Below are 19,459 nucleotides of genomic sequence, written 5' to 3' on the forward strand. Positions count from 1 at the left end.
AAACAAATTTCGGGAGACACCGATGAAGTTTGCAGTCGCCATCAGCATGGAGCGCGGATCGCCTGATGCCTCGATGCACACCGTCAAGAACAACATGCTCGAGATGGCCAGGATGGCTGACGAAGGCGGGTTTGAGACGCTTTGGACCTCCGAACACCATACGATCGAAGCGACCATTGCGCCGAACCCGTTCCAGACGCTGGTCTGGCTCGGTCAGCACACGGACCGCATTCGCCTCGGCACCGGCACGCTCGCCGCTGCCTACTGGAATCCGATCCGGCTTGCCGGCGAATCCGCTTTCTGCGACCACCTGATCGGTGGCCGCCTGGAATTCGGCATCGCCCGCGGCGCCTATCAATACGAGTTCGACCGCATGCTGCCGGGCACTCAGCAGCAGGAAGGCGTCGGCTACATGAAGGAGCTTGTGCCGGCGGTCAAAAAGCTCTGGCAGGGCGACTATGCCCATGACGGCCACTACTGGACATTTCCGAAGACTGCCGCCGTGCCGAAGCCCCTGCAGAAACAGCTGCCGCCGATCTGGGTTGCCGCACGCGATCCCGGTACGTTTGATTGGGCCGTCAGCATCGGCGCCAATATTCTCTCAACGCCACTCTCCTCACCTGCCGCGGAAATCTACGTGCTGGCCGAAAAATTCCGCAAGGCGATCTCCGATCATCCGGAAGTGCCTCGCCCACGTTTCATGATGCAGCGCCGAACCTCGGTCTATGCCAAGCCTGAAGACTGGGAGATTCCGGTCCGTTACAGCATCGACTACGGCCGCACGTTCGAAAACCTGATGCAGAACATCGGCACCGTGAAGGACGGCTTCCCGGAGGCCGTGCCCTACGAACTCGTCCGAAACAAGGACAATTACAATCCGGACAACATCCGCAAAAACCTGATGTTCGGCACGCCGGACGAAGTCATCGAAAAGCTGATGGACTACGAGGCCGCCGGCGTCGACCAGTATTGCCTGGGTCTCTCGTTCAACCAGCCCTTCGAATTGCAGCGGCAGACCCTGCGCCTTTTCATCGACGAGGTCATGCCGGTTTTCACTGCGCGCGAAAAGGACAGGAAGCGCACGGCATCGGTGGGCTGATCATGGGCTCCATTGGAACCCTCAAGGTGGGTGAGGTGAAACTCGCCTATCGGCTTGATGGCGAAGGCGGTAGGCCCCTGCTCTGCATTCACGGCGTAGGCTCCTACAAGGAGGCGTGGGACGGAGTGGTGAAAGGGCTGAAGAACGACTTCACTATCTTGACCTTCGACCTGCGCGGCCACGGCGCATCGTCCCGCATCAAAGGCCGCTACGAGATCGAGGACTTCGAGCGGGAGGTGATCGCGCTCGCCGACCATGTGGGGTTCAAAACCTTCTCGCTTGCCGGCTTTTCTCTCGGCGGGTTGATTGCCCAGAAACTGGCGCTGACCTATCCGGATCGCGTCGACCATCTCATCCTGCTGTCGACCGTCGCCGGCCGTACACAGGAGGAAAAGGACCGTGTGGCAGGCAGACTTGCGGCATTGATGGCAGGCGAGCCCGGTTCTCACTATGACGCTTCACTATCGCGCTGGCTGACGGAAGAGTTCCAGAAGAACAATCCCGAAAAGATCGCGCAGTTGCGTGAGCGCAATGCCGAAAACGAGCCGGATTGTTATGCAGCAGCCTATCGGGTGCTGGCGGAAACCGATCTCGGGGACGAGCTTTCAGGGATTAGCATCCCGACGCTCGTTGCCACTGGCGAAGACGATAGCGGCTCCAATCCCCGCATGGCCGGCTTCATCCATGACAGGATCGCGAACTCGGAGCTCAGGATCCTTCCGGGCTTGCGCCATTCCATCCTGACGGAAGCGCCCGAACTCGTCGCGTCCATCATGCGTGATTTTCTGGAGAAGACGAGGGAAGCTCATGGATAAGTCTCTGCAGCAGGCCGGCGAAGCTGTTCGTCGCAAGGTCCTTGGCGACAGCTATGTCGATCGCGCGCTCAACAACGCCGATGATTTCTCGCGGCCGTTCCAGGACATGCTCAACGAATATTGCTGGGGCATGGCCTGGACTGATGATGCCCTCGACCTGAAGCAGCGCAGTCTACTCAATCTCGGCATGCTGGTCGCGCTCGGGCGCATGCATGAGTTCCGCATCCATTTCCGCGGCGCCGTGCGCAACGGCCTGACCGAGGCGGAACTGCGTGCGGCACTCACCCAGATCGCCGTCTATTGCGGCGTTCCGGCCGGCGTCGAAGCCTTTCGCGCCGCCCAGGAAGTACGCGCGGAAATGCATAAGGAAGCGCAGGCATGATCGTCGAAGAGCGCATCTACCGCATTCGCGGCGGCAAGATGCAGGAGTATCTGAAACTTGTCCGCGAGGAAGGCATTGCCATTCAGGCGCCGATCCTCGGCAACCTGATCGGATACTTCGTCACCGAGATCGGCCCGCTCAGCCATGTGGTCCACATGTGGGGTTATGCGAGCCTCGACGACCGTGCCGTACGCCGCAGCAATCTAGCGGAAGATCCACGCTGGCAGGCGTTCATCCCGCGGCTGACGGCTCTGATCGAAAGCTCCGAAAACCGCATCCTGCTGCCGACCGATTTTTCGCCGCTGCGCTGAGCCAGCGCGCGCAAGCACCGCAACGACCTTGCACGCCATGCCGTGCCCAACATCTAACAAAGGAATGACCGAGATGGTCCAGCTCAACGTTCGCAAATACGCAACCTTCGTTGAAGAAACGCTGATCGAGGGCGGCAAGGCCGCCGACCGGCCAATCCGCTCGGTCGTCGTCGCCGCCGTACTGCGCAATCCCTGGGCCGACCGTGGCTGGGTCGAGAACCTGCGCCCGGAAATCCTCTCGCTTGCCCCGCCGCTCGGCCGCGAACTGACCGCCCGGCTGACCGCTCTGATGTCCGCCGACCAGGTCGAGGCCTATGGCAAAGCCGCCGTCGTCGGCGTCAACGGCGAGATCGAGCACGCATCCGGCCTGATTCACACACTCCGTTTCGGCAACATGTTCAGGGAGGCCGTGAATGGCACGACCTATCTTAGCTTCACCAACATCCGCACCGCGCCAGGCGCACTCATTTCGCTGCCGATGATCCACAAGAGCGAAACCGGCAAGCGCTCGCACTTTCTCACAGCTACCTTCCAGATGGTCGACGCCCCGGCTCCCGACGAAATCCTGGTTGCGATCGGGGCCAGTGACGGTTCGCGCGCTCATCCGCGCATTTCGGACCGGTTCCAGGACATGGAAGACATGGCGAAGGACGCCGCCGCCAAGCCATCCTGATCTCGACAAGCTTCTCTTCGGCATGCCGGCCTGCACCCAAAAGGTCGGCGCGACAGCCTCAAGGCCCATCAGATGACCCTATTGTATCACGCAGATGCCGAGCGCGGCGCCGAATGGGCTGCGTTGTTCGCCGAAAGGGCGCCTGAAATTGCTTTTGAGTATCGTCCGGATGCAATCGCGCCGGAGGCTGTTCGTTTTCTCGCCGTCTGGCATCCCCAGGTCGGCATGTTGCAGCGCTACAGCAATCTTGAGGTCCTCTTCTCCCTGGGTGCCGGCGTCGATCAGTTCGATCTCGGCGACATTCCCCACGGATTACCGCTGGTGCGCATGGTCGAGCCCGGCATTGCACAGGGGATGGCGGAATATGTCTCGCTTTCCGTCATGCTGCTGCACCGGCATTTCCTGGATTATGTGGGCGAGCAACGGGCCGAAATCTGGAGGCTGAAGCGGTTTCATCCAACCTCCCGGCTGCGGGTGGGCTTTCTCGGCGCGGGTGTGCTTGCTCAGGCGGCTATTGCCATGCTGCGGCCGTTCGGTTTTGCGCTCAGCGCCTGGAGCCGCAGCGAAAAGGCGATCGAAGGCGTCACCTGTTACCAGGGAGAAGACGGGCTGAACGCCTTCCTGCCGCAATGCGACATCCTCGTCTGCCTTTTCCCGCTGACGCCGGAGACGCGCAGCATGCTGAACGGTGCGCTGTTTTCGAAGCTCCCGAAGGGTGCAGCCCTTATCAACTGCGGACGCGGCCAACACCTGGTACAGGACGATCTGATCGATGCGCTGGCCACCGGGCAACTCTCACGAGCGATCCTCGATGTCACCGATCCCGAACCGTTGGGGCCGGGGCATCCGTTCTGGAGCCACGAGAAGATCTTCCTGACGCCGCATACCGCCAGCGTGACCCAGCCGGATACGGCGGTCGATGCCGTCATCGACAACATCCGCCGTCACCGCGCGGGCAAGACGATGGTCGGTCTCGTCGACCGCAACTCCCTTTACTGAACATTTCAAGGACGACCATGACCAGGCACGGTTTGAAAGACCCTTCGCTGTTTATCGAGAAAGCCTATGTCGGCGGGGGATGGCAGGATGCCGTTTCCGGCAATACGCTTGATGTCGACAACCCTTCCAACGGCCAAACCATCGGCACCATTGCCGCCTGCGGGGCCGTTGAGACGAACGCCGCGATCGCGGCGGCCGACACTGCCTTCAAGAGCTACCGCAAGACCACCGCGGAACAGCGCGCCGCCCTGCTGGAGCGCTGGTACGACCTCGTCATCGAAAACCTCGACGATCTCGCCCGTATCATGACGCTCGAACAGGGCAAGCCGCTGGCCGAAGCCGCCGGTGAAGTGCGTTACGGTGCAAGCTTCATCAAATGGTTCGCCGAAGAAGCGCGGCGCGTCAACGGCTATACGATCCCCTCCCCCTCGCAGGATCGCCGCATAATCGCGCTGAAAGAGCCGGTCGGAGTCAGTGCCGCGATCACGCCGTGGAACTTCCCGATCGCAATGATCACCCGCAAATGCGCGCCGGCGCTCGCCGTCGGTTGCCCGATCATCGTCAAGCCGTCGGAGCTGACCCCGTATTCGGCGCTGGCTCTGGCGCTGCTGGCAGAACGCGCCGGCTTTCCACGCGGTACGCTCAGCGTCATCACCGGCCTGCCGCAGGAGATCGGCGCCGCACTTACCGGCAGCGAAACGGTGCGCAAACTCTCCTTCACCGGCTCGACACGGGTCGGGGCGCTGCTGATGGAACAGTGTGCCGGCACGATCAAGCGCCTCAGCCTTGAACTTGGCGGCAATGCGCCCTTCATCGTATTCGACGATGCCGATCTCGACCTGGCGGTCGCCGGCGTCATGGCCAGCAAGTTCCGCAATGCCGGCCAGACTTGCGTCTGCGCTAACCGCGTGCTCGTTCAGAACGGCATATACGAACGTTTCGCCGCCCGCCTGCTGGAAGAAGTCGCAAAGCTCAGTGTTGGGGACGGCCTCAACAGCGGCAGCAATCTCGGCCCATTGATCAACGGTGCCGCCGTCGAAAAAGTTCGCGCCCATACCACGGACGCCCTGGCCAAAGGGGGAAGCCTTCTCACCCGCGAGACTCCGGACGATGCCGGACGTTTCGTCACCCCGATCGTGATCGGCAATGCGACGGTCGACATGCGCCTCGCCAACGAGGAAACCTTCGGGCCGCTGGTCCCGCTTTTCCGCTTCGATACAGACGAAGAGGCAATCGAGATCGCCAACAGCACGCCGTTCGGCCTCGCTTCCTATTTCTACACACAGGATCTCAAGCGCTCCTGGCGTGTCGCGGAGGCACTCGAATTCGGCATGGTGGGTCTCAATACCGGCAGCGTCTCCATGGAAGTCGCGCCCTTCGGCGGCGTCAAACAATCTGGCCTCGGCCGTGAAGGCGCGCAGGTCGGCATCGACGAATATCTGGAAACCAAGAGCTTCCACATTGCCGGCCTCTGATTTTTCGAAACATCCCAATCCTGAATGGAGCCCCTCTGATGGCTGAAACCGCATCAAAAACCGCCTTTCTCCTCTCCCGCCGGCAGGACAACATCCCGCGCGGCATCGCCACCGCCCATCCGGTAGTCGCCGCGAAGGCGAAGGGCAGTGAACTGTGGGACATCGAAGGCCGCCGTTACCTCGATTTCGTTGGTGGAATCGGCGTGTTGAACATCGGCCACAACCATCCGCGTGTCGTCGAGGCCGTAAAGGCGCAGCTCGACAACGTCACGCATGCATGCTTCCAGGTGGTGAGCTACGAACCCTATGTCGCCCTCTCGGAAAAGCTGAACGGCCTCGTCGGCGAGGGCTATAAAAGCGTGTTCTTCACGACCGGCGCAGAAGCTGTCGAGAACGCGGTGAAGATCGCCCGCGGTTACACGAATCGGCCGGCCGTCATCGCCTTTCGCGGCGGCTTCCACGGCCGCACGTTGCTCGGCATCACGCTGACCGGCATGAGCCAGCCCTACAAGCAGAATTTCGGCCCCTTCGCTCCGGAGGTCTTCCACATTCCTTATCCCAACGCCTATCGCGGCGTGGCGACACAAGATGCGCTGGCGGCCCTCGAGGAAGTCTTCGCCACCGAAGCGACGCCGGAACGCGTCGCCGCTATCATCATCGAGCCGGTACAGGGCGACGGCGGTTTCCTGGCAGCCCCTGTCGAATTCATGCAGGCCCTGCGTGAAATCACCCGGAAACACGGCATCGTGCTGATCGCCGACGAGATCCAGACCGGCTTCGGTCGTACCGGCAAGATGTTTGGTTTCCAGCATTCCGGCGTCGAACCAGATCTGGTGACAGTCGCAAAAAGCCTCGCCGGCGGGTTCCCGCTGTCCGGCGTGGTCGGCAAGGCCGAAATCATGGACGCGCCGCTGCCCGGCGGTCTCGGCGGCACCTATGGCGGAAACGCAATTTCCTGTGCCGCAGCTTTGGCCGTAGTTGAGGCGTTCGAACAGGACAACCTCCTCGAAAACGGCCGACAACGCGCCGCCGAGTTGAAGGTCGGTCTGGAATCCCTACAGCAGAAGTATGATTTCGTAGGAGAAGTGCGCGGCCTCGGCTTCATGCTGGCGATGGAAATCGTCAAGGACCGCAAGAGCAAGGCACCGGATGCAGATCGCACCCAGCGCATTCTCGAAGAGGCTTGCAAGGCCGGGCTCCTGGTCATCAAATGCGGCGTACATCGCAACGTCGTTCGCTTTCTTGCGCCGCTGGTCACCACCAGCGAACAAATCCAGGAAGCGCTGGCAATCGTCCACAAGGCACTGGCCGCAGCCTGACGGCTGGCGATACGACCGGCGATACCGAGGAATCATTCCCATGAAATCATATAGGATCGCCGTGATACCGGGAGACGGCATCGGCGTCGAAGTCGTTGACGCTGCCTGGATCGTCCTTCAGAAGGCTGCCTCGAGGCGCGGCTTTGCGCTGGATGCCGAGCGCTTCGAAGTGGAGGTCGTTCATCTCGTTACACCGCAACTTTTTTGATCTGCCAATGGACCTCGTAGGGCCGATCCCTCGGAACACGGAGTTCAGGCTGCCGACGGGTTTTGCACATCGAGGTGGACCAGATCCGAGGGACAGGCCGAAGCCGATTTTCCCTCGAGATTTGTTCACGCCGGACCTTCCGAAAGTGGAAGTGGGAATTTACAATGAATACCTGCTGCCAACTGCTATTTGGGTTGGCGCTCGACTTTCATAAAATCTTTTCCCCAGTCTGAACGAGTTCGTCCATGACAGCCCGCACCGCGGATTCTGCAATAGAAACGATTTCGTCCACTTCTTGTTTCGTCGTAACGAGTGGCGGGGCGAACCCCAGAATATCGCCCTGCGGCATGGCGCGGGCAATGAGCCCACGGCTGCGAGTGGCCTTCGATATACGTGCACCTACGGTAAGCTCGGGCGCAAAACGCTGTTTCTTTTGACGATTTGCAACGAATTCAATGGCGGCCATCAAACCCACTCCGCGGACTTCACCTACGATGGGAAGTTGAGCGAATTTCGCCTTCAGTTGCTCCTGGAAATATCCACCAACATCGCGTGCATTGCCCGGCAAGTCCTCCTTTTCGACAATATCGAGAACGGCATTGGCGGCAGCTGCGCCGATTGGGTGACCTGAATAGGTGTAGCCATGCGAAAAGGCCCCTACGCGATCCGCCCCTTCCTCCATGACCTTGTAGACTTTTTCGCCAACAATAGCGCCCGATAGCGGGAAATATGCCGACGTCAAGCCTTTGGCAACGGTGATCAAGTCGGGCTCTATTCCGTAATGCTGTGAACCGAACATCGATCCCGTACGGCCAAAGCCGGTAATAACTTCGTCGGCAATCAGCAGAACATCATATTTCTTCAGAACGGTTTGTATTTCCTCCCAATAACCTTGCGGCGGGGGCGTGATTCCGCCCGTGCCAAGGACTGGCTCGGCAATAAAAGCTCCAATTGTATCCGGGTCTTCGCGCAGGATTAGTGCTTCAAGTTCGGCAGCGCGACGTTTGGAAAATTCAAGTTCAGTCTCACCAGCTTCGGCACCCCAATAATGATGTGGCGTGCCAGTGTGAATGATGCCCGTAAGCGGGAGATCCATATGATCGTGGTAAAAACTCATACCCGTCATGGAGCCGGAGATCACGCTGCAACCATGATATCCTCTCTCGCGGGAGATGATCTTCTTCTTGTTGGGCTTGCCACGCAGGTTGCTGTAATACCAAACAAGCTTAGCCTGTGTTTCATTGGCGTCGGAGCCGGACATACCGTAGAAAACCTTGCTCATCTTCCCGGGCGCCATCTTCACCAGGCGGTCGGAAAGAATGGCCAGCTCGTCGGTCGTATGCGCCGCATAGGAGTGATAGTAGGCCAAGCGATACGCTTGGCGTGAGATTGCTTCAGCCACTTCTGTGCGACCGTAACCGACATTTACGCAATAAAGGCCGGCGAAACCATCGATGAGCTGTTTGCCGCTTGCGTCCTCAATACGGATGCCTTTGCCGGTTTCAACGATCGTGGGATCGCCCATCTTGCCGCTGGCAAAATCCTTCAGTTGGGTAAAGGGATGGAGAACGCTATTGCGATCCATTTCTGCGATCTTGGTGATGTCGATTGTCATGCCAGAAGTCCTTTCAAGCAGCGAGATTGCCGCAGCGAACGAATTTTCCTTCGAGATATTCCGTGAGGCCATGATGTGAATCCTCACGACCAAGGCCGAATTGCTTCCAGCTACCGAGGGGAATGGGGCCACCGGTGAATTTCGGCGTGTTAGCGGCGATCGTGCCGTATTTAGGCCGGTCGGTAAGACGCATCGCACGGCCTAGATCGTTAGTGTAAACATAGGCCGCTAGTCACAGGCGCCGCTTCTGCACAGACGTCGACCAGCAAGCCATATCCGGCCGCCGGCCGGGCGTCCCATATTCCCGCCACCTTCAACCGATCGAGCAGGAAACGCTTTGTCCCGCTCTCCTCATTGGAAAGCTCGGGAAAATGGTGGAGGTGCCTTCGCACCTCCACCACCATGTCGAAAATGTCGGGATCAATATGCATCAATGCGCGGATTTTGCCGCTGCGACCCAACCGTCGAGGAGAGCCTTGTTCTCGCTCAGCCACGCATCTGACAGACCGCGTATTGTTGCATCGCTGCCGCCCTTTTGACTAATCGCCTGTTCCCAGTTGGACCAGGTGGCAAGCGGGAAAGAGGCGTGTTCGACAAGCGATTTCACGGCCGGATTATCCTTCAAGAAGTCCTTGTTACCGACCGCTGTCCAGTTCCATGCGGCCATGGCCATACGGCAGGGGTTGGCGCCCGCGGCACAACCCTCGACATTCGGAACTGCATTGGTGCCGTTGTTCGGTACGCTCGGCGGCAGAGCGTCGAATGGCGTGGGCAGCCAGACGACTTCCTTCCCGGGCTGTAGCGCCTTATTCATCCAGGACGGGCTCCAGGCATAGAAGAAGACCGGCTCGCCGCGCTTCACGCGGGCAACGGCTTCCACCATCAGTGCCTCGTACTTGCCGCGAACGGACTTGACGTTGTCTTTCAGGCCGAACTTGTCGAGCTGGTACTCGACGACATCGCCGCAGCTCCAGCCAGGATCGCAGTTGATGAGATCGGCCTTGCCGTCATCACCGAAAAGGGCCGCGATCTTCGGGTCCTTCATCTGGTCGAGGGTCTTGATGCTGTAGGCGTCGGCGGTCTTCTTGTCGATCAGATAACCGTTGATGCCGCCGCCCTCGATCAGGCCCTTGCCGATCATGTCGGCCTTGTCGGCCACCTTGCGGAAACCAGGCTCGCGCTGCGGAAAATTGATGTCGGTCGCAAGATCAAGGTCGCCTTGAGCGGCCGCCTGGAAGAACAGCGTCGTGTTGACCGTGCTAAGCTTGACCTTGTAGCCGAGTTCTTCGAAACCCTTTGTCATGATCTTGGCGACCACATAGTTGGCGCCGAGACTGTCGGACTGGGCGTAGTGGATGGTCTTGCCATCGCCGGGAAGTTCGTCGGCCGAAGCGGACGACACAACCGGCGCATATGCCGCTGCTAGCGTCGATGCCAGCAAAGCGATTGATCTGATGTTAAGTTTCATGGTTCCCTCTATCTGTTTTGGATTGATGTCAGGAGGAGCGCTTTTTCGCCTTTCCTCCGGTTCTTCAGGCAAACAGGTGGGATGCGAGGTTCTCGCTAGCACCTGGATTTCGTGAATGACCTCCTTCCCGAGGGCGGCGAGGTTCAAGCCGGCCCGGTAGCGGGCTTCGAACGGAATCCTATCAGTGCCGCGCAAACAGCGGCCCAAAGGGAACGCTTCGCCTTCGACGTTGCCGGCTGTGCGAGCTTCTGGGTTATCCGGTCGAGGATCATCGCGAGAAGAATGATTGCGATACCGCCAACCGCCGCACGGCCAACGTCAAGACGGCCGAGCCCCTGCAGTACGACGAGGCCCAGCCCTTCCGCGCCGATCATCGCTACCACGACAGACATGACCATGGCCGTCAGAACCGTCTGGTTGAGACCCCCAAGGATCGTCGGGATCGCGAGCGGAAACTGGATTTCCCAAAGCAGTTGTCGACGGTCAGCGCCGAACGCAAGGCCAGCCTCGACCATCTCGGTCTCGACCATGCGGATACCGAGATTGGTGAAGCGAATAAGCGGCGGGGCTGCGGCAATCACCACTGCGACTTCGCCGGGCACCGTGCCTACGCCAAAGAGCATGACCACCGGAACGAGATAGACGAAGGTCGGCGTGGTCTGCATGATATCAAGAACCGGTCGCACGACCTGCCAGACACTGTCGTTGAGCGCACACCAGACGCCGATCGGAAGGCCGATCGCCGTCGATATCACGATTGCCGTGCTGATCAGCGACAGCGTCGTCATGGACTCGTCCCAGACGCCAAGCGAGGCGATGATGACGAAGGCGATTGTGGTGAAGAGCGCGATGCCCAAAGAAGCAAGGCGGTAGGCTATCAGGAAGGCCAGGATTAGGAAGACCGGAAACGGGACGGCATGCAGGACATGGTCATTGAACGTCAGCAGGTTTTCGATCGGCCATTTGATGGCGAGAAACAACGGACGAAGGTTGAGCGCGAGCCACTGGACGCCATCGGCAATCCAGACATCGACCGGGAATACGGCAAGATCGTTGGCATCAAACATTGGGAACACCATGCGCCGAAGCGACCGTAGAGGGAGATGAGGCGATGAAGGCGAGGATGTGTTCGGCCTGAAGGAGGCCAACGAACCGGTCGTCCGCGTCCACAACGGCCATGGGCTGTTGCGGCCCGTTCATCCGTACTGCGTCGATCAACTTGGTATTCTCGCGGACCTTGACGAACTCCCGCGACATCAAGCCTTCGCAGGCTGAACCTGCATCAAGCTTCGAAAACGCCACCTCGTCCAACAGGCCGACGACGCGGCCGGAAGAATCAAGCGCAAAGCCGATCCTTTTGATCTTGCCCGTTGCCTGCCGGACGATCTGGATTTCGCCAGATTTTCCAATCGCTTCGCATGGCTGCATGACAGCGCTGGCCTCGAACACCCGCGATCGATCGACCTCGCGCGTGAAGGCGCTGACGTAATCATTGCCCGGATCGGCAACGATCGCCTGCGGCGTGCCTTCGCGTACCACGGCACCATCTTTCATGATAGCGATCCGGGTGCCGAGCTTCACGGCCTCCTGGAAATCGTGCGTGATGAAGACAATGGTCTTGTTGAGCGTGCGCTGCAGGCGCAAAAGCTCGTCCTGCATTTCGGAGCGGATCAACGGATCGAGCGCACTGAACGCCTCGTCCATGATCAGCAGGTCGGCATCCGTTGCCAGCGCTCGGGCAAGGCCGACGCGCTGACGCATTCCGCCGGAAAGCTCGTGCGGATAATGTTTGCACCATTTGCCAAGTCCGACGATCGACAGGATCTCCTCGGCCCGCTTGCGGCGCTGCTGCAGGGGCACCCCCCGCATCTTCAAGCCAAATTCGGCATTCTCGACCACGGTCTTGTTCGGTAGCAGGGCGAAATGCTGGAAAACCATGGAGATGCGGCGGCGGCGAATTTCGAGCAGCTCGGCCGGCTTCAGCGGCACGATATCCCGACCGTCAAGCAGGATCTTGCCCGCGGTCGGCTCGTTAAGGCGATTGATGCAGCGCGCCAGGGTGGACTTTCCCGAGCCGGACAGGCCCATGATCATGTACATCGCGCCGCCCGGCACCGTCAGGGATACGTCGTTCAGCCCAACAACGGCCCTGGTCTCAGTCAGAACCTGCTCTTTTCCGACCCCGGCCTTCAGGAGACTCATGGCCTTTTCGGGCCGGTCAGAGAAGACCTTGTAGAGGTTTTCTATCCTTAGTCGTTCGTTCAATGGTGGCTCCCACTTTGTTCCCAATCGTTAGGATGTTCCTCACCCCCGACTTGTTGTTCATTATGGTCTAACATTTAGGCATCGCAGCAGCCGATCCGTCTTCCAATGACCAGGAGGAAATTCCGTCCTCGCCTCCCTATGAAAGATGGTATGCCACGCCACCCCGAATGGTGGCTGTTTTGATAGCGTCGTGGCCTCTTCGCCTTACAGGACGCTCCCACGGTCGCGCGCACGATCTTGTCCGCCTTCTCCCGCGTCAGACACAACGGCCAAAGCCAAGGCTATCTCTCCCTGCGGCATGACACGATCGATAACGCCGCACCCCAGGAGTGCCGCCGCGATTCGGGCCGATCGGGCAAACTCGCCTGCACCGCATGCCCAACGAGCGCGATGGAGATCGACCTATTGATTGACGCTTTTGCATTGGTGGCTCGCGAAGCCACCCTTCCGCCTCAGCACCTTGATCCCAAAACCGTCCTTGCAGGAAATCCGTCGGTCTCCGGAAAGACGCTGTGGACCTCGTCCGACGGATCCCAGTCAGTTGTTCCGCCCAGATCCGAAAGTGGATCTCTACTACCGCAACTTGCTGCGCCTGACGGCAACGCCGCGCGGCCTGATCATCAAGCAGATTGAGCGCTATGCGCGACCAGCGATCTCATTGCCCCGCCGGATGGTCTATGAGGGAACGGCGTTCACCCGCTACGGCAAACTGTTCGGCCAGGTACAGGAAAAGCGGCACCGCCGGTCGACCTGGTTCCTGGTGCTGAGCGTAGGCGATTTCTCCTCGCCGAGCCAACTTCACGGCCATGCCACCGGATGCGAGCCTGAGGGACTGGCGGGCATCTCGAGTTTTCCCATTGTCCTTTTTCACCTCGGGGAGAAGGCACATCTTCGCAGCGCCCTTGCGGCCTGCGGGTACTTCAAGGCCGATGAGATCGGCCTGTCCCCGCATGTGGACAACGCTCTTCGTTCGAGCAACTAAGAGCTGTTTCAGCTCTATGATGTTGCCAGCAACGGTTGCGTCGACTTCGCCATGACGTCCAGGAGTTTAAGCGCCCCATTGCCCGTAAGGCAACCCGGCACGCGAACTTCGGTTCGACACCGCCCGCGTAGATACCTGAGAATTGTATCGCGGGCGGGTCAGTCCAAATTGGCAATCAAAACCTCAGGCTGGCTCAGGTTTATGAATTGCTTTTACTTCTTGAAAGTCTTCAAGGCCAAACTTGCCGCCCTCGCGGCCATTCCCCGACTGCTTGTAGCCGCCAAATGGACTTCCGTAGCGGTGCGGCGCCCCGTTGATATGCACCATGCCGGCTCGCAGACGCGAAGCAACTCTTTCCGCTCTCGTCGGATCGCCGGTTTGCACATAGGCGGCAAGGCCGTATGTCGTGTCGTTCGCCATCATGATGGCTTCTTCTTCGCTGTCAAAAGGAATAATCGCAAGAACCGGCCCGAAAACCTCTTCCCGCGCAATACGCATCTCGTTGTCGACGTCGACAAAGATCGTTGGCTTTACGAAGTAGCCAGTCTCGAGGCCTTGCGGTTTGCCTGGTCCGCCGACAATCAGGTTCGCACCTTCGTCGATCGCAGCATTGATCAAGGTTTGCACACGGTCGAATTGAATGGCGCTCGCCAGAGGCCCAATGTGGGGTCCTTCCTTCATGGGATCTCCAACTTCGGCAGCCAGGCCGGCGCGACGCGCGATCTCGATTGACCGTTGATAGACCGAGCGCTGCACGAGAAGGCGCGTCGGCGCATCGCAAGACTGCCCTGAGTTGTTAAAGCAGTCAGCGACGCTGGCGGAAATGCGCTCTTCGAGATCCGCATCTTCGAAAACGATGTTCGGGGACTTGCCACCAAGTTCCAGAGTCACTCTTTTTACTGTGTCGGCGGCATCTTTGCTGACTGCGATCCCTGCCCTCGTTGAGCCTGTGAAGGACATCATGTCGACGTCCTTGTGCTTCGAAAGTGCCGCGCCACAATCGGCGCCACCATTGACCAAATTGAAGACACCCGAGGGAAAGCCTGCCTCATCAATCATCTCGGCATACAACATGGCATTGAGAGGCGTGAATTCGCTGGGCTTCAGGATGCAGGTGCACCCTGTCGCGAGGGCGGGCAGCACCTTCAGTGCGATTTGATTGATCGGCCAATTCCATGGCGTTATCAGACCACAGACGCCGATAGGTTCTCGCAGAACGATATCGCCATTCGGCAGCGCCTCGCGAACTTTCAGATCGCGCAGCGCATCGATGAACCCCTGCAGATGGCCAACACCGACATCGGCCTGCTGCTCGCGGCTCATGGTGATTGGGGCGCCAAGCTCCAAAGTGATCGTTTCCGCCATCTCGTCGTAACGACGCTTGTAAATAGCCAGAAATCTTTCGAGCAACCGGAGTCGCTCTTCAAGAGTAGTTCGGCTGTAGGACGCGAACGCAGTCTTTGCTGCCTCGACAGCCTTGGCGATATCCTCTTTCGAACCCATGGAAATGGCGGCAATCGGCTTTTCGGTTGCCGGGTTGAGGACTTCCAGGTCCAGCGCCGCGATTGGGGATACCCACTCGCCACCAATATAGAACTTCCGCTTGTCGAGCATGACAACGCTCCTGCGCAATTCGAAAAGGCTCACGGCCGACTCATGCGAGCGAAGGGCTAAACGTCAGCAGGCTCAGAATTTCAAAGAGCACCTGAGCCCCGACCTGCGCTGTGTTGGTTGTCGCATCGTATTGCGGAGCCACTTCGACCACGTCTGCGCCGACAAGATTGACGCCCTTCAGTCCCCTGATCAGCTCCAACACCTCGCGCGTCGTGAGCCCGCCAATCTCTGGAGTGCCTGTCCCCGGCGCGAAGGCCGGATCGACGCTGTCGACATCAAAAGAAAGGTAGGTCGGGCCGTCGCCGACAATCTCCCTCGCCTTGCGGATCACGGCTTTGATTGCAAGGCCCGAAATTTCTTCGGCGTGGATGACCGTCATGCCGGAGGCATAGGAGAATTCCCACAAATACTCCGAGGGGCCGCGAATCCCGATCTGGATTGTCCGGGCGGGATCGAGCACGCCGTCCAGGACCGCGTTACGCATCGGGCCGCCGTGATGGAACTTGGTCTGATCGAAGGGGCCGCCGGTGTCGCAATGCGCATCGATATGAATCAATCCAACAGGGCGATCGCGGCCGACGGCCCTCAGGATAGGATGAGTGATCGAGTGATCGCCTCCAACCGAGACGGGAATTACGCCCGCAGCGACGACCGTCGCAATCGCCGTCTGGATATCATCGTGACTTTGCTCCAGGCGATAGCGGCTTTTGAAAGGAACGTCGCCTATGTCGGCGATCCTGAGATCGAACGCAGGAGCGCATTCGAGGACATGATTGTACGGCCCAATCCGCTCGATTGCCCGTATCGCCCGCGGCCCGAAACGCGATCCGGGACGGTTGCTTACGCCAAGGTCCATTGGCACGCCGACCACCGCCACCTGGAGTTCGCCGAAGTCCGGCGCGTTGAAATCGATTGTCTTCAATGGCAGGCTGGCAAAGGTTGAGATGCCGGAATACGGCGCCAGACGGGTTCCCCCGCTGAATATCTTCTCACCGACCTTGCGAAATTTTGGATCATGAAACTCGAGACTGTCGGCGAACTGCGCCCGCAGCGCTGCAAGGCGCTCATTAAACTCAACCATTGCGAAACCCTCTCCTTGTGTCGCTTTGTGCCCAAGTATCAAAAGACATGAAACTGGCCGACGGCGCGTCCCGCCATCAGGCCCGGAATGACTTGCCCTTGCCCTTGCTTCTCCGCTGGCTCCGATCAGCCGTGCCCTTCCCGCGGACGCAGCCTTCAATGTTTCTCTTGTGGGCCAGCCTCAACGCTCATTTCCGCAGCCGTAGCGTGGATGATCATGATGATTTGGCGCGGGTTGACGACCCCGGTGCGTTCAAGCTCTGCGCGACCGCGCCGACATAACGGTCCAGGATGATTGCCAGCGCGGAAATTGCGAGGCCCGCAACCAATCCTCTGCCGGCCTCGACGCGGGCGATGGCATCCACGGTCTCCAGTTCAAGCCCCTGCGAGCCAACAAGCGCCGTGATGACCACCATCCCAACGCACATGAGAATGGTCTGGTTGAGACCCAGCATCAGACCAGGTCGGGCAAGAGGCAGACGAACCTTCCAGAACGTTTGAAGTGGGGTTGCCCCGAACGCCACCGCGGCTTCGATCGTGGCCGGATCGACATTGCGGATTGCATGGTCGGTGTATCGGACCGTCGTCGCCACGGAGTAGAGGGCAATGGCAATCACCGCGGTTGCATCGCCCGGACCCAGAAGCATCACGACCGGCACCAGGTATACGAAGGAAGGCAACGTCTGCAGGGTCGTGACGACAACCTCCGACACCGCGTGTACGCGGCGAGAAGACCCGGCCCATATTCCCAAAGGCGCTCCGACAAAAAGCGAGAGCAGCGTTCCGACCGTCACCAGATTGAAAGTGATCAGCAACTTGTCCCAATAGCCGATGGCGGCGATGAGGACGAGTGTGGCGCAAGACAAGACAGCAAGAGAGGGCCGCCGCAACGCGAAACCGAAACACAGGATGCAGGCAGCAATCGACGCCCAGCCGAGATCTCTCAGTATCGTCAACAAGGGCCGGATGACGCCGAGCGTGATGATCAACCGGGTGGCTTCGAAACCATCGCCCCAATTGCTGTTCAGCCAGCTGATGACGCGTGACCAGAAATCGGCGGTCGAGATCGTCAAGGCGGCGGGATATTGCGCCAGAGGTGCGATTGCGATTCCCGCGACCGTCGGAATGATCAGGATGGCGGCTAGGATCGCGAGGTGCCTCACCGGTTGCGGTCGAGACAGATGAGAAGGCCGACGCACGGCGATGGAATGTCCGTAGCCGTAGAGCAGGACGGCGAGAAGAGTTATCGCAATCCCCGCCTCCAAACCGCGACCGATCTTGAGGGATTGGATCGCGCGAAGCACTTCCGCTCCCAGACCACCTGCGCCGATCATGGAAGCCAGAATGACCATAGCCAGCGCCATCATCACCAGTTGATTGACCCCCAGGAGGAGGTCGTCCCTCGCGCTTGGCAAGAGTATCTTCGACGTGCCCTGCCAGCGGGAGGCGCCGGTCATGCTGGACAGTTCGAACGCATGGTCCGGTAGCCGGCGCAGGCCATAGACCACCGCTCGCGCCATCGGCGGCAAGGCGAAGATCAGCGTTGCCACGAGTGCGGCGACGGGGCCGAAGCCGAAGAGGATCAGGACCGGCACCAGATAGCTAAATGGCGGAATCGTCTGCATGACATCGAAGACGGGGTTCAATACAGCTTCAAGCCAACCCCAGCGAAACAGCATCACGCCAAGCACCAGGCCAAAGACCACGCCGACGACGATTGCAAAAGCCACGGATGCGAGCGTCAATGTTGCTGCAGCCCAAAGGTCGAAGATAAGAAAATACGCGAAAGTAGCGAAGGCCAGGACCGCCAGGCGACGCCCGCCGGCGAGCCAACCCAGGTAGGTTGCCGCAAGAACGACCGACACCCACGACAATGGCGGCAGCGTAAGCGTTTCGGCGGGGGTGCTTCCCGGAAAGGTCCAGCCGGTGGTCAATAGGTTCTGAAGGCCACGCATCGGAAGACCGATCGCCTCCCCGCCCGCGCGCGTCCACATCCGGAGTGGCTCGCCAAAAACTTCAGTTCGGCGAAGCAACTGGTTGAGCACATCATTGGACATCTTGAGCAATGGCAACAGCCATTGCGTCGGCCATACATACAACCCTTCGGGCAGCACACCCCGCCCGACATAGGCGGCGAGCAGCAAAATAAGGCCGAATGCCACCCACAAACGGCTGCTCCGCAGCCATTTGGGGCGAAGCAGCGGCGTCACCGATGTCGCGCCGAAGCCTATTGAAGCCACGGCGACCACGTTTTCTCGTTGGCGGAAATCCACTCAGCCGCGGCAGCTTCGGGAGTAAGCCCGCCCTTATCCTGCTTGAGGATACCCCATGCTACATCGTCATTGGTCAGAACAAATTTCTTCAAGAGACCGGTTACGTTGGGCTCTCGCTTGGCGAAGTCATTGTTGATCAACTCGATGATATCTCCGGTGGGCAACGCGCAGTCACCCACGAGATCGGGGTTGACGCCCCAGGCGGGATCGCTGCGGCACGCGTCCTCATAGGGCGGGAAATCGACAAAGGTGCCGACGCCGGAGCCGTACAGCCAGTGAGGCACGAAACCAAATCCGATGATCGGTTTTTTCCGCTCGATTGCGCCCTGCATCGTGGCGACCATGGCCGCCATGGTGCCCGGCAAGGTTATATGGACGTCGAGGCCCAGTGCTGCGATGCGGCGCTCGTCATCGGCATCAAAGTCCGCCGGTGTTCCGAGATAATTGATCTTTCCATCCGTCTCGGGATTGGACAGTGCTTTGATGCAGGCAGGATTCTTGAGCGCCTTCCAGTCCGGCAGTCCCGGACATAGCTCGGCAACATAGTTGGGGTACCACCAGGTCTCCCTGATCTTGACGCCGACCGACCCCACCTTCGTCACAGAGCCAGACGCAAGTGCAGCTGCGATCAGCTCGGGAGAAGACGACCAGATTGCGGGACTGATCTCGAGGTCGCCGAGCTCTATGGCCGTGAACTGCGCCGTGTAGTCGGTATGGACGTACTGGATGTTGTATCCGGCCTTCTTGAGCAAGGTCCCGAACACGTTCGTGATGAAGTCCGCGTCGGGCGCACTAACGACCGCCATCCGTACCGGATCCTGGGACTCCGCGGCTGCTAGCGCCGTCCCGGAAGAAATGCACACACTGGCGCAAAGCGCAGA

The 19,459-nt window shown here is 59.6% G+C and carries 20 protein-coding genes; 9 read left to right on the plus strand and 11 right to left on the minus strand.

Features of this window, described 5'->3' with window-relative positions:
- Positions 1–22: 22 nt before the first annotated feature.
- The 8 genes from DPM33_RS17480 to gabT all read left to right on the plus strand — a co-directional run bounded on the left by DPM33_RS17480 (position 23) and on the right by gabT (position 7,073).
- Entirely contained in the window at positions 23–1,099 is a 1,077-nt protein-coding gene (locus tag DPM33_RS17480; RefSeq protein ID WP_112098699.1) for an LLM class flavin-dependent oxidoreductase, read from the plus strand.
- Positions 1,100–1,101: 2 nt separating this feature from the next.
- On the plus strand, positions 1,102–1,914 hold the full coding sequence (locus DPM33_RS17485) for an alpha/beta fold hydrolase (protein WP_112098700.1): 813 nt from the start codon (positions 1,102–1,104) through the stop codon (positions 1,912–1,914).
- Positions 1,907–2,296 carry a carboxymuconolactone decarboxylase family protein gene (locus DPM33_RS17490; RefSeq protein ID WP_112098701.1) on the plus strand — a complete coding sequence of 130 codons (390 nt, stop codon included), beginning with the start codon at positions 1,907–1,909 and terminating at the stop codon, positions 2,294–2,296. The genes DPM33_RS17485 and DPM33_RS17490 overlap by 8 nt, the downstream gene beginning before the upstream one ends.
- Positions 2,293–2,607 carry an NIPSNAP family protein gene (locus tag DPM33_RS17495; protein WP_112098702.1) on the plus strand — a complete coding sequence of 105 codons (315 nt, stop codon included), beginning with the start codon at positions 2,293–2,295 and terminating at the stop codon, positions 2,605–2,607. The genes DPM33_RS17490 and DPM33_RS17495 overlap by 4 nt, the downstream gene beginning before the upstream one ends.
- Positions 2,608–2,671: 64 nt before the next feature.
- Positions 2,672–3,280, plus strand: coding sequence for an amino acid synthesis family protein (locus tag DPM33_RS17500; protein WP_112098703.1), 609 nt, complete (start codon positions 2,672–2,674; stop codon positions 3,278–3,280).
- A 72-nt stretch (positions 3,281–3,352) separates the two neighbouring features.
- A complete protein-coding gene (locus DPM33_RS17505) occupies positions 3,353–4,279 on the plus strand; it encodes a 2-hydroxyacid dehydrogenase (protein WP_112098704.1) in 927 nt (308 codons plus the stop codon).
- Between the two features lie 17 nt (positions 4,280–4,296).
- Entirely contained in the window at positions 4,297–5,754 is a 1,458-nt protein-coding gene (locus tag DPM33_RS17510) for an NAD-dependent succinate-semialdehyde dehydrogenase (RefSeq protein ID WP_112098705.1), read from the plus strand.
- Between the two features lie 38 nt (positions 5,755–5,792).
- A complete protein-coding gene (gabT, locus tag DPM33_RS17515; protein WP_112098706.1) occupies positions 5,793–7,073 on the plus strand; it encodes a 4-aminobutyrate--2-oxoglutarate transaminase in 1,281 nt (426 codons plus the stop codon).
- A 46-nt stretch (positions 7,074–7,119) separates the two neighbouring features.
- Here gabT and DPM33_RS37760 read toward each other — a convergent pair whose 3' ends face one another.
- The 7 genes from DPM33_RS37760 to DPM33_RS17545 form a co-directional block, all read right to left on the minus strand.
- The gene (locus DPM33_RS37760; protein ID WP_281004795.1) at positions 7,120–7,257 is read right to left on the minus strand and encodes a hypothetical protein; all 138 of its coding nucleotides are present in this window, start codon (positions 7,255–7,257) and stop codon (positions 7,120–7,122) included.
- 232 nt (positions 7,258–7,489) lie between these two features.
- Positions 7,490–8,896, minus strand: coding sequence for an aspartate aminotransferase family protein (locus tag DPM33_RS17525; protein WP_112098707.1), 1,407 nt, complete (start codon positions 8,894–8,896; stop codon positions 7,490–7,492).
- 13 nt (positions 8,897–8,909) lie between these two features.
- Entirely contained in the window at positions 8,910–9,089 is a 180-nt protein-coding gene (locus DPM33_RS17530) for a hypothetical protein (RefSeq protein ID WP_425373532.1), read from the minus strand.
- A gap of 16 nt (positions 9,090–9,105) precedes the next feature.
- Positions 9,106–9,327, minus strand: coding sequence for an amidohydrolase (locus DPM33_RS36280; RefSeq protein ID WP_167449108.1), 222 nt, complete (start codon positions 9,325–9,327; stop codon positions 9,106–9,108).
- The gene (proX, locus tag DPM33_RS17535) at positions 9,327–10,511 is read right to left on the minus strand and encodes a glycine betaine/L-proline ABC transporter substrate-binding protein ProX (protein ID WP_245442204.1); all 1,185 of its coding nucleotides are present in this window, start codon (positions 10,509–10,511) and stop codon (positions 9,327–9,329) included. The genes DPM33_RS36280 and proX overlap by 1 nt, the downstream gene beginning before the upstream one ends.
- Positions 10,508–11,512 (minus strand): ABC transporter permease, encoded by a 1,005-nt coding sequence (locus DPM33_RS17540; protein ID WP_245442206.1) that lies wholly within the window; start codon positions 11,510–11,512, stop codon positions 10,508–10,510. The genes proX and DPM33_RS17540 overlap by 4 nt, the downstream gene beginning before the upstream one ends.
- Entirely contained in the window at positions 11,424–12,629 is a 1,206-nt protein-coding gene (locus DPM33_RS17545; RefSeq protein ID WP_167449112.1) for a quaternary amine ABC transporter ATP-binding protein, read from the minus strand. Before DPM33_RS17545 ends, DPM33_RS17540 begins: the two co-directional genes overlap by 89 nt.
- A 562-nt stretch (positions 12,630–13,191) precedes the next feature.
- Between DPM33_RS17545 and DPM33_RS17550 the strand changes: the two genes are divergently transcribed.
- Positions 13,192–13,611 carry a hypothetical protein gene (locus DPM33_RS17550; protein ID WP_146770274.1) on the plus strand — a complete coding sequence of 140 codons (420 nt, stop codon included), beginning with the start codon at positions 13,192–13,194 and terminating at the stop codon, positions 13,609–13,611.
- A 183-nt stretch (positions 13,612–13,794) separates the two neighbouring features.
- Here the strand turns inward: DPM33_RS17550 and DPM33_RS17555 are convergent, their stop codons facing one another.
- The 4 genes from DPM33_RS17555 to DPM33_RS17570 all read right to left on the minus strand — a co-directional run bounded on the left by DPM33_RS17555 (position 13,795) and on the right by DPM33_RS17570 (position 19,384).
- Entirely contained in the window at positions 13,795–15,225 is a 1,431-nt protein-coding gene (locus DPM33_RS17555) for an aldehyde dehydrogenase family protein (protein WP_112098712.1), read from the minus strand.
- A 40-nt stretch (positions 15,226–15,265) separates the two neighbouring features.
- Positions 15,266–16,306, minus strand: coding sequence for an agmatinase (gene speB / locus DPM33_RS17560; protein ID WP_112098713.1), 1,041 nt, complete (start codon positions 16,304–16,306; stop codon positions 15,266–15,268).
- Positions 16,307–16,520: 214 nt separating this feature from the next.
- Positions 16,521–18,554, minus strand: a complete 2,034-nt coding sequence (locus tag DPM33_RS17565) for an ABC transporter permease (RefSeq protein ID WP_112098714.1) — start codon at positions 18,552–18,554, stop codon at positions 16,521–16,523.
- On the minus strand, positions 18,533–19,384 hold the full coding sequence (locus DPM33_RS17570; RefSeq protein ID WP_167449114.1) for an ABC transporter substrate-binding protein: 852 nt from the start codon (positions 19,382–19,384) through the stop codon (positions 18,533–18,535). The genes DPM33_RS17565 and DPM33_RS17570 overlap by 22 nt, the downstream gene beginning before the upstream one ends.
- Positions 19,385–19,459 lie beyond the last annotated feature (75 nt).

The sequence above is a fragment of the Mesorhizobium hawassense genome, from assembly GCF_003289945.1.
Lineage (GTDB): Bacteria > Pseudomonadota > Alphaproteobacteria > Rhizobiales > Rhizobiaceae > Mesorhizobium > Mesorhizobium hawassense.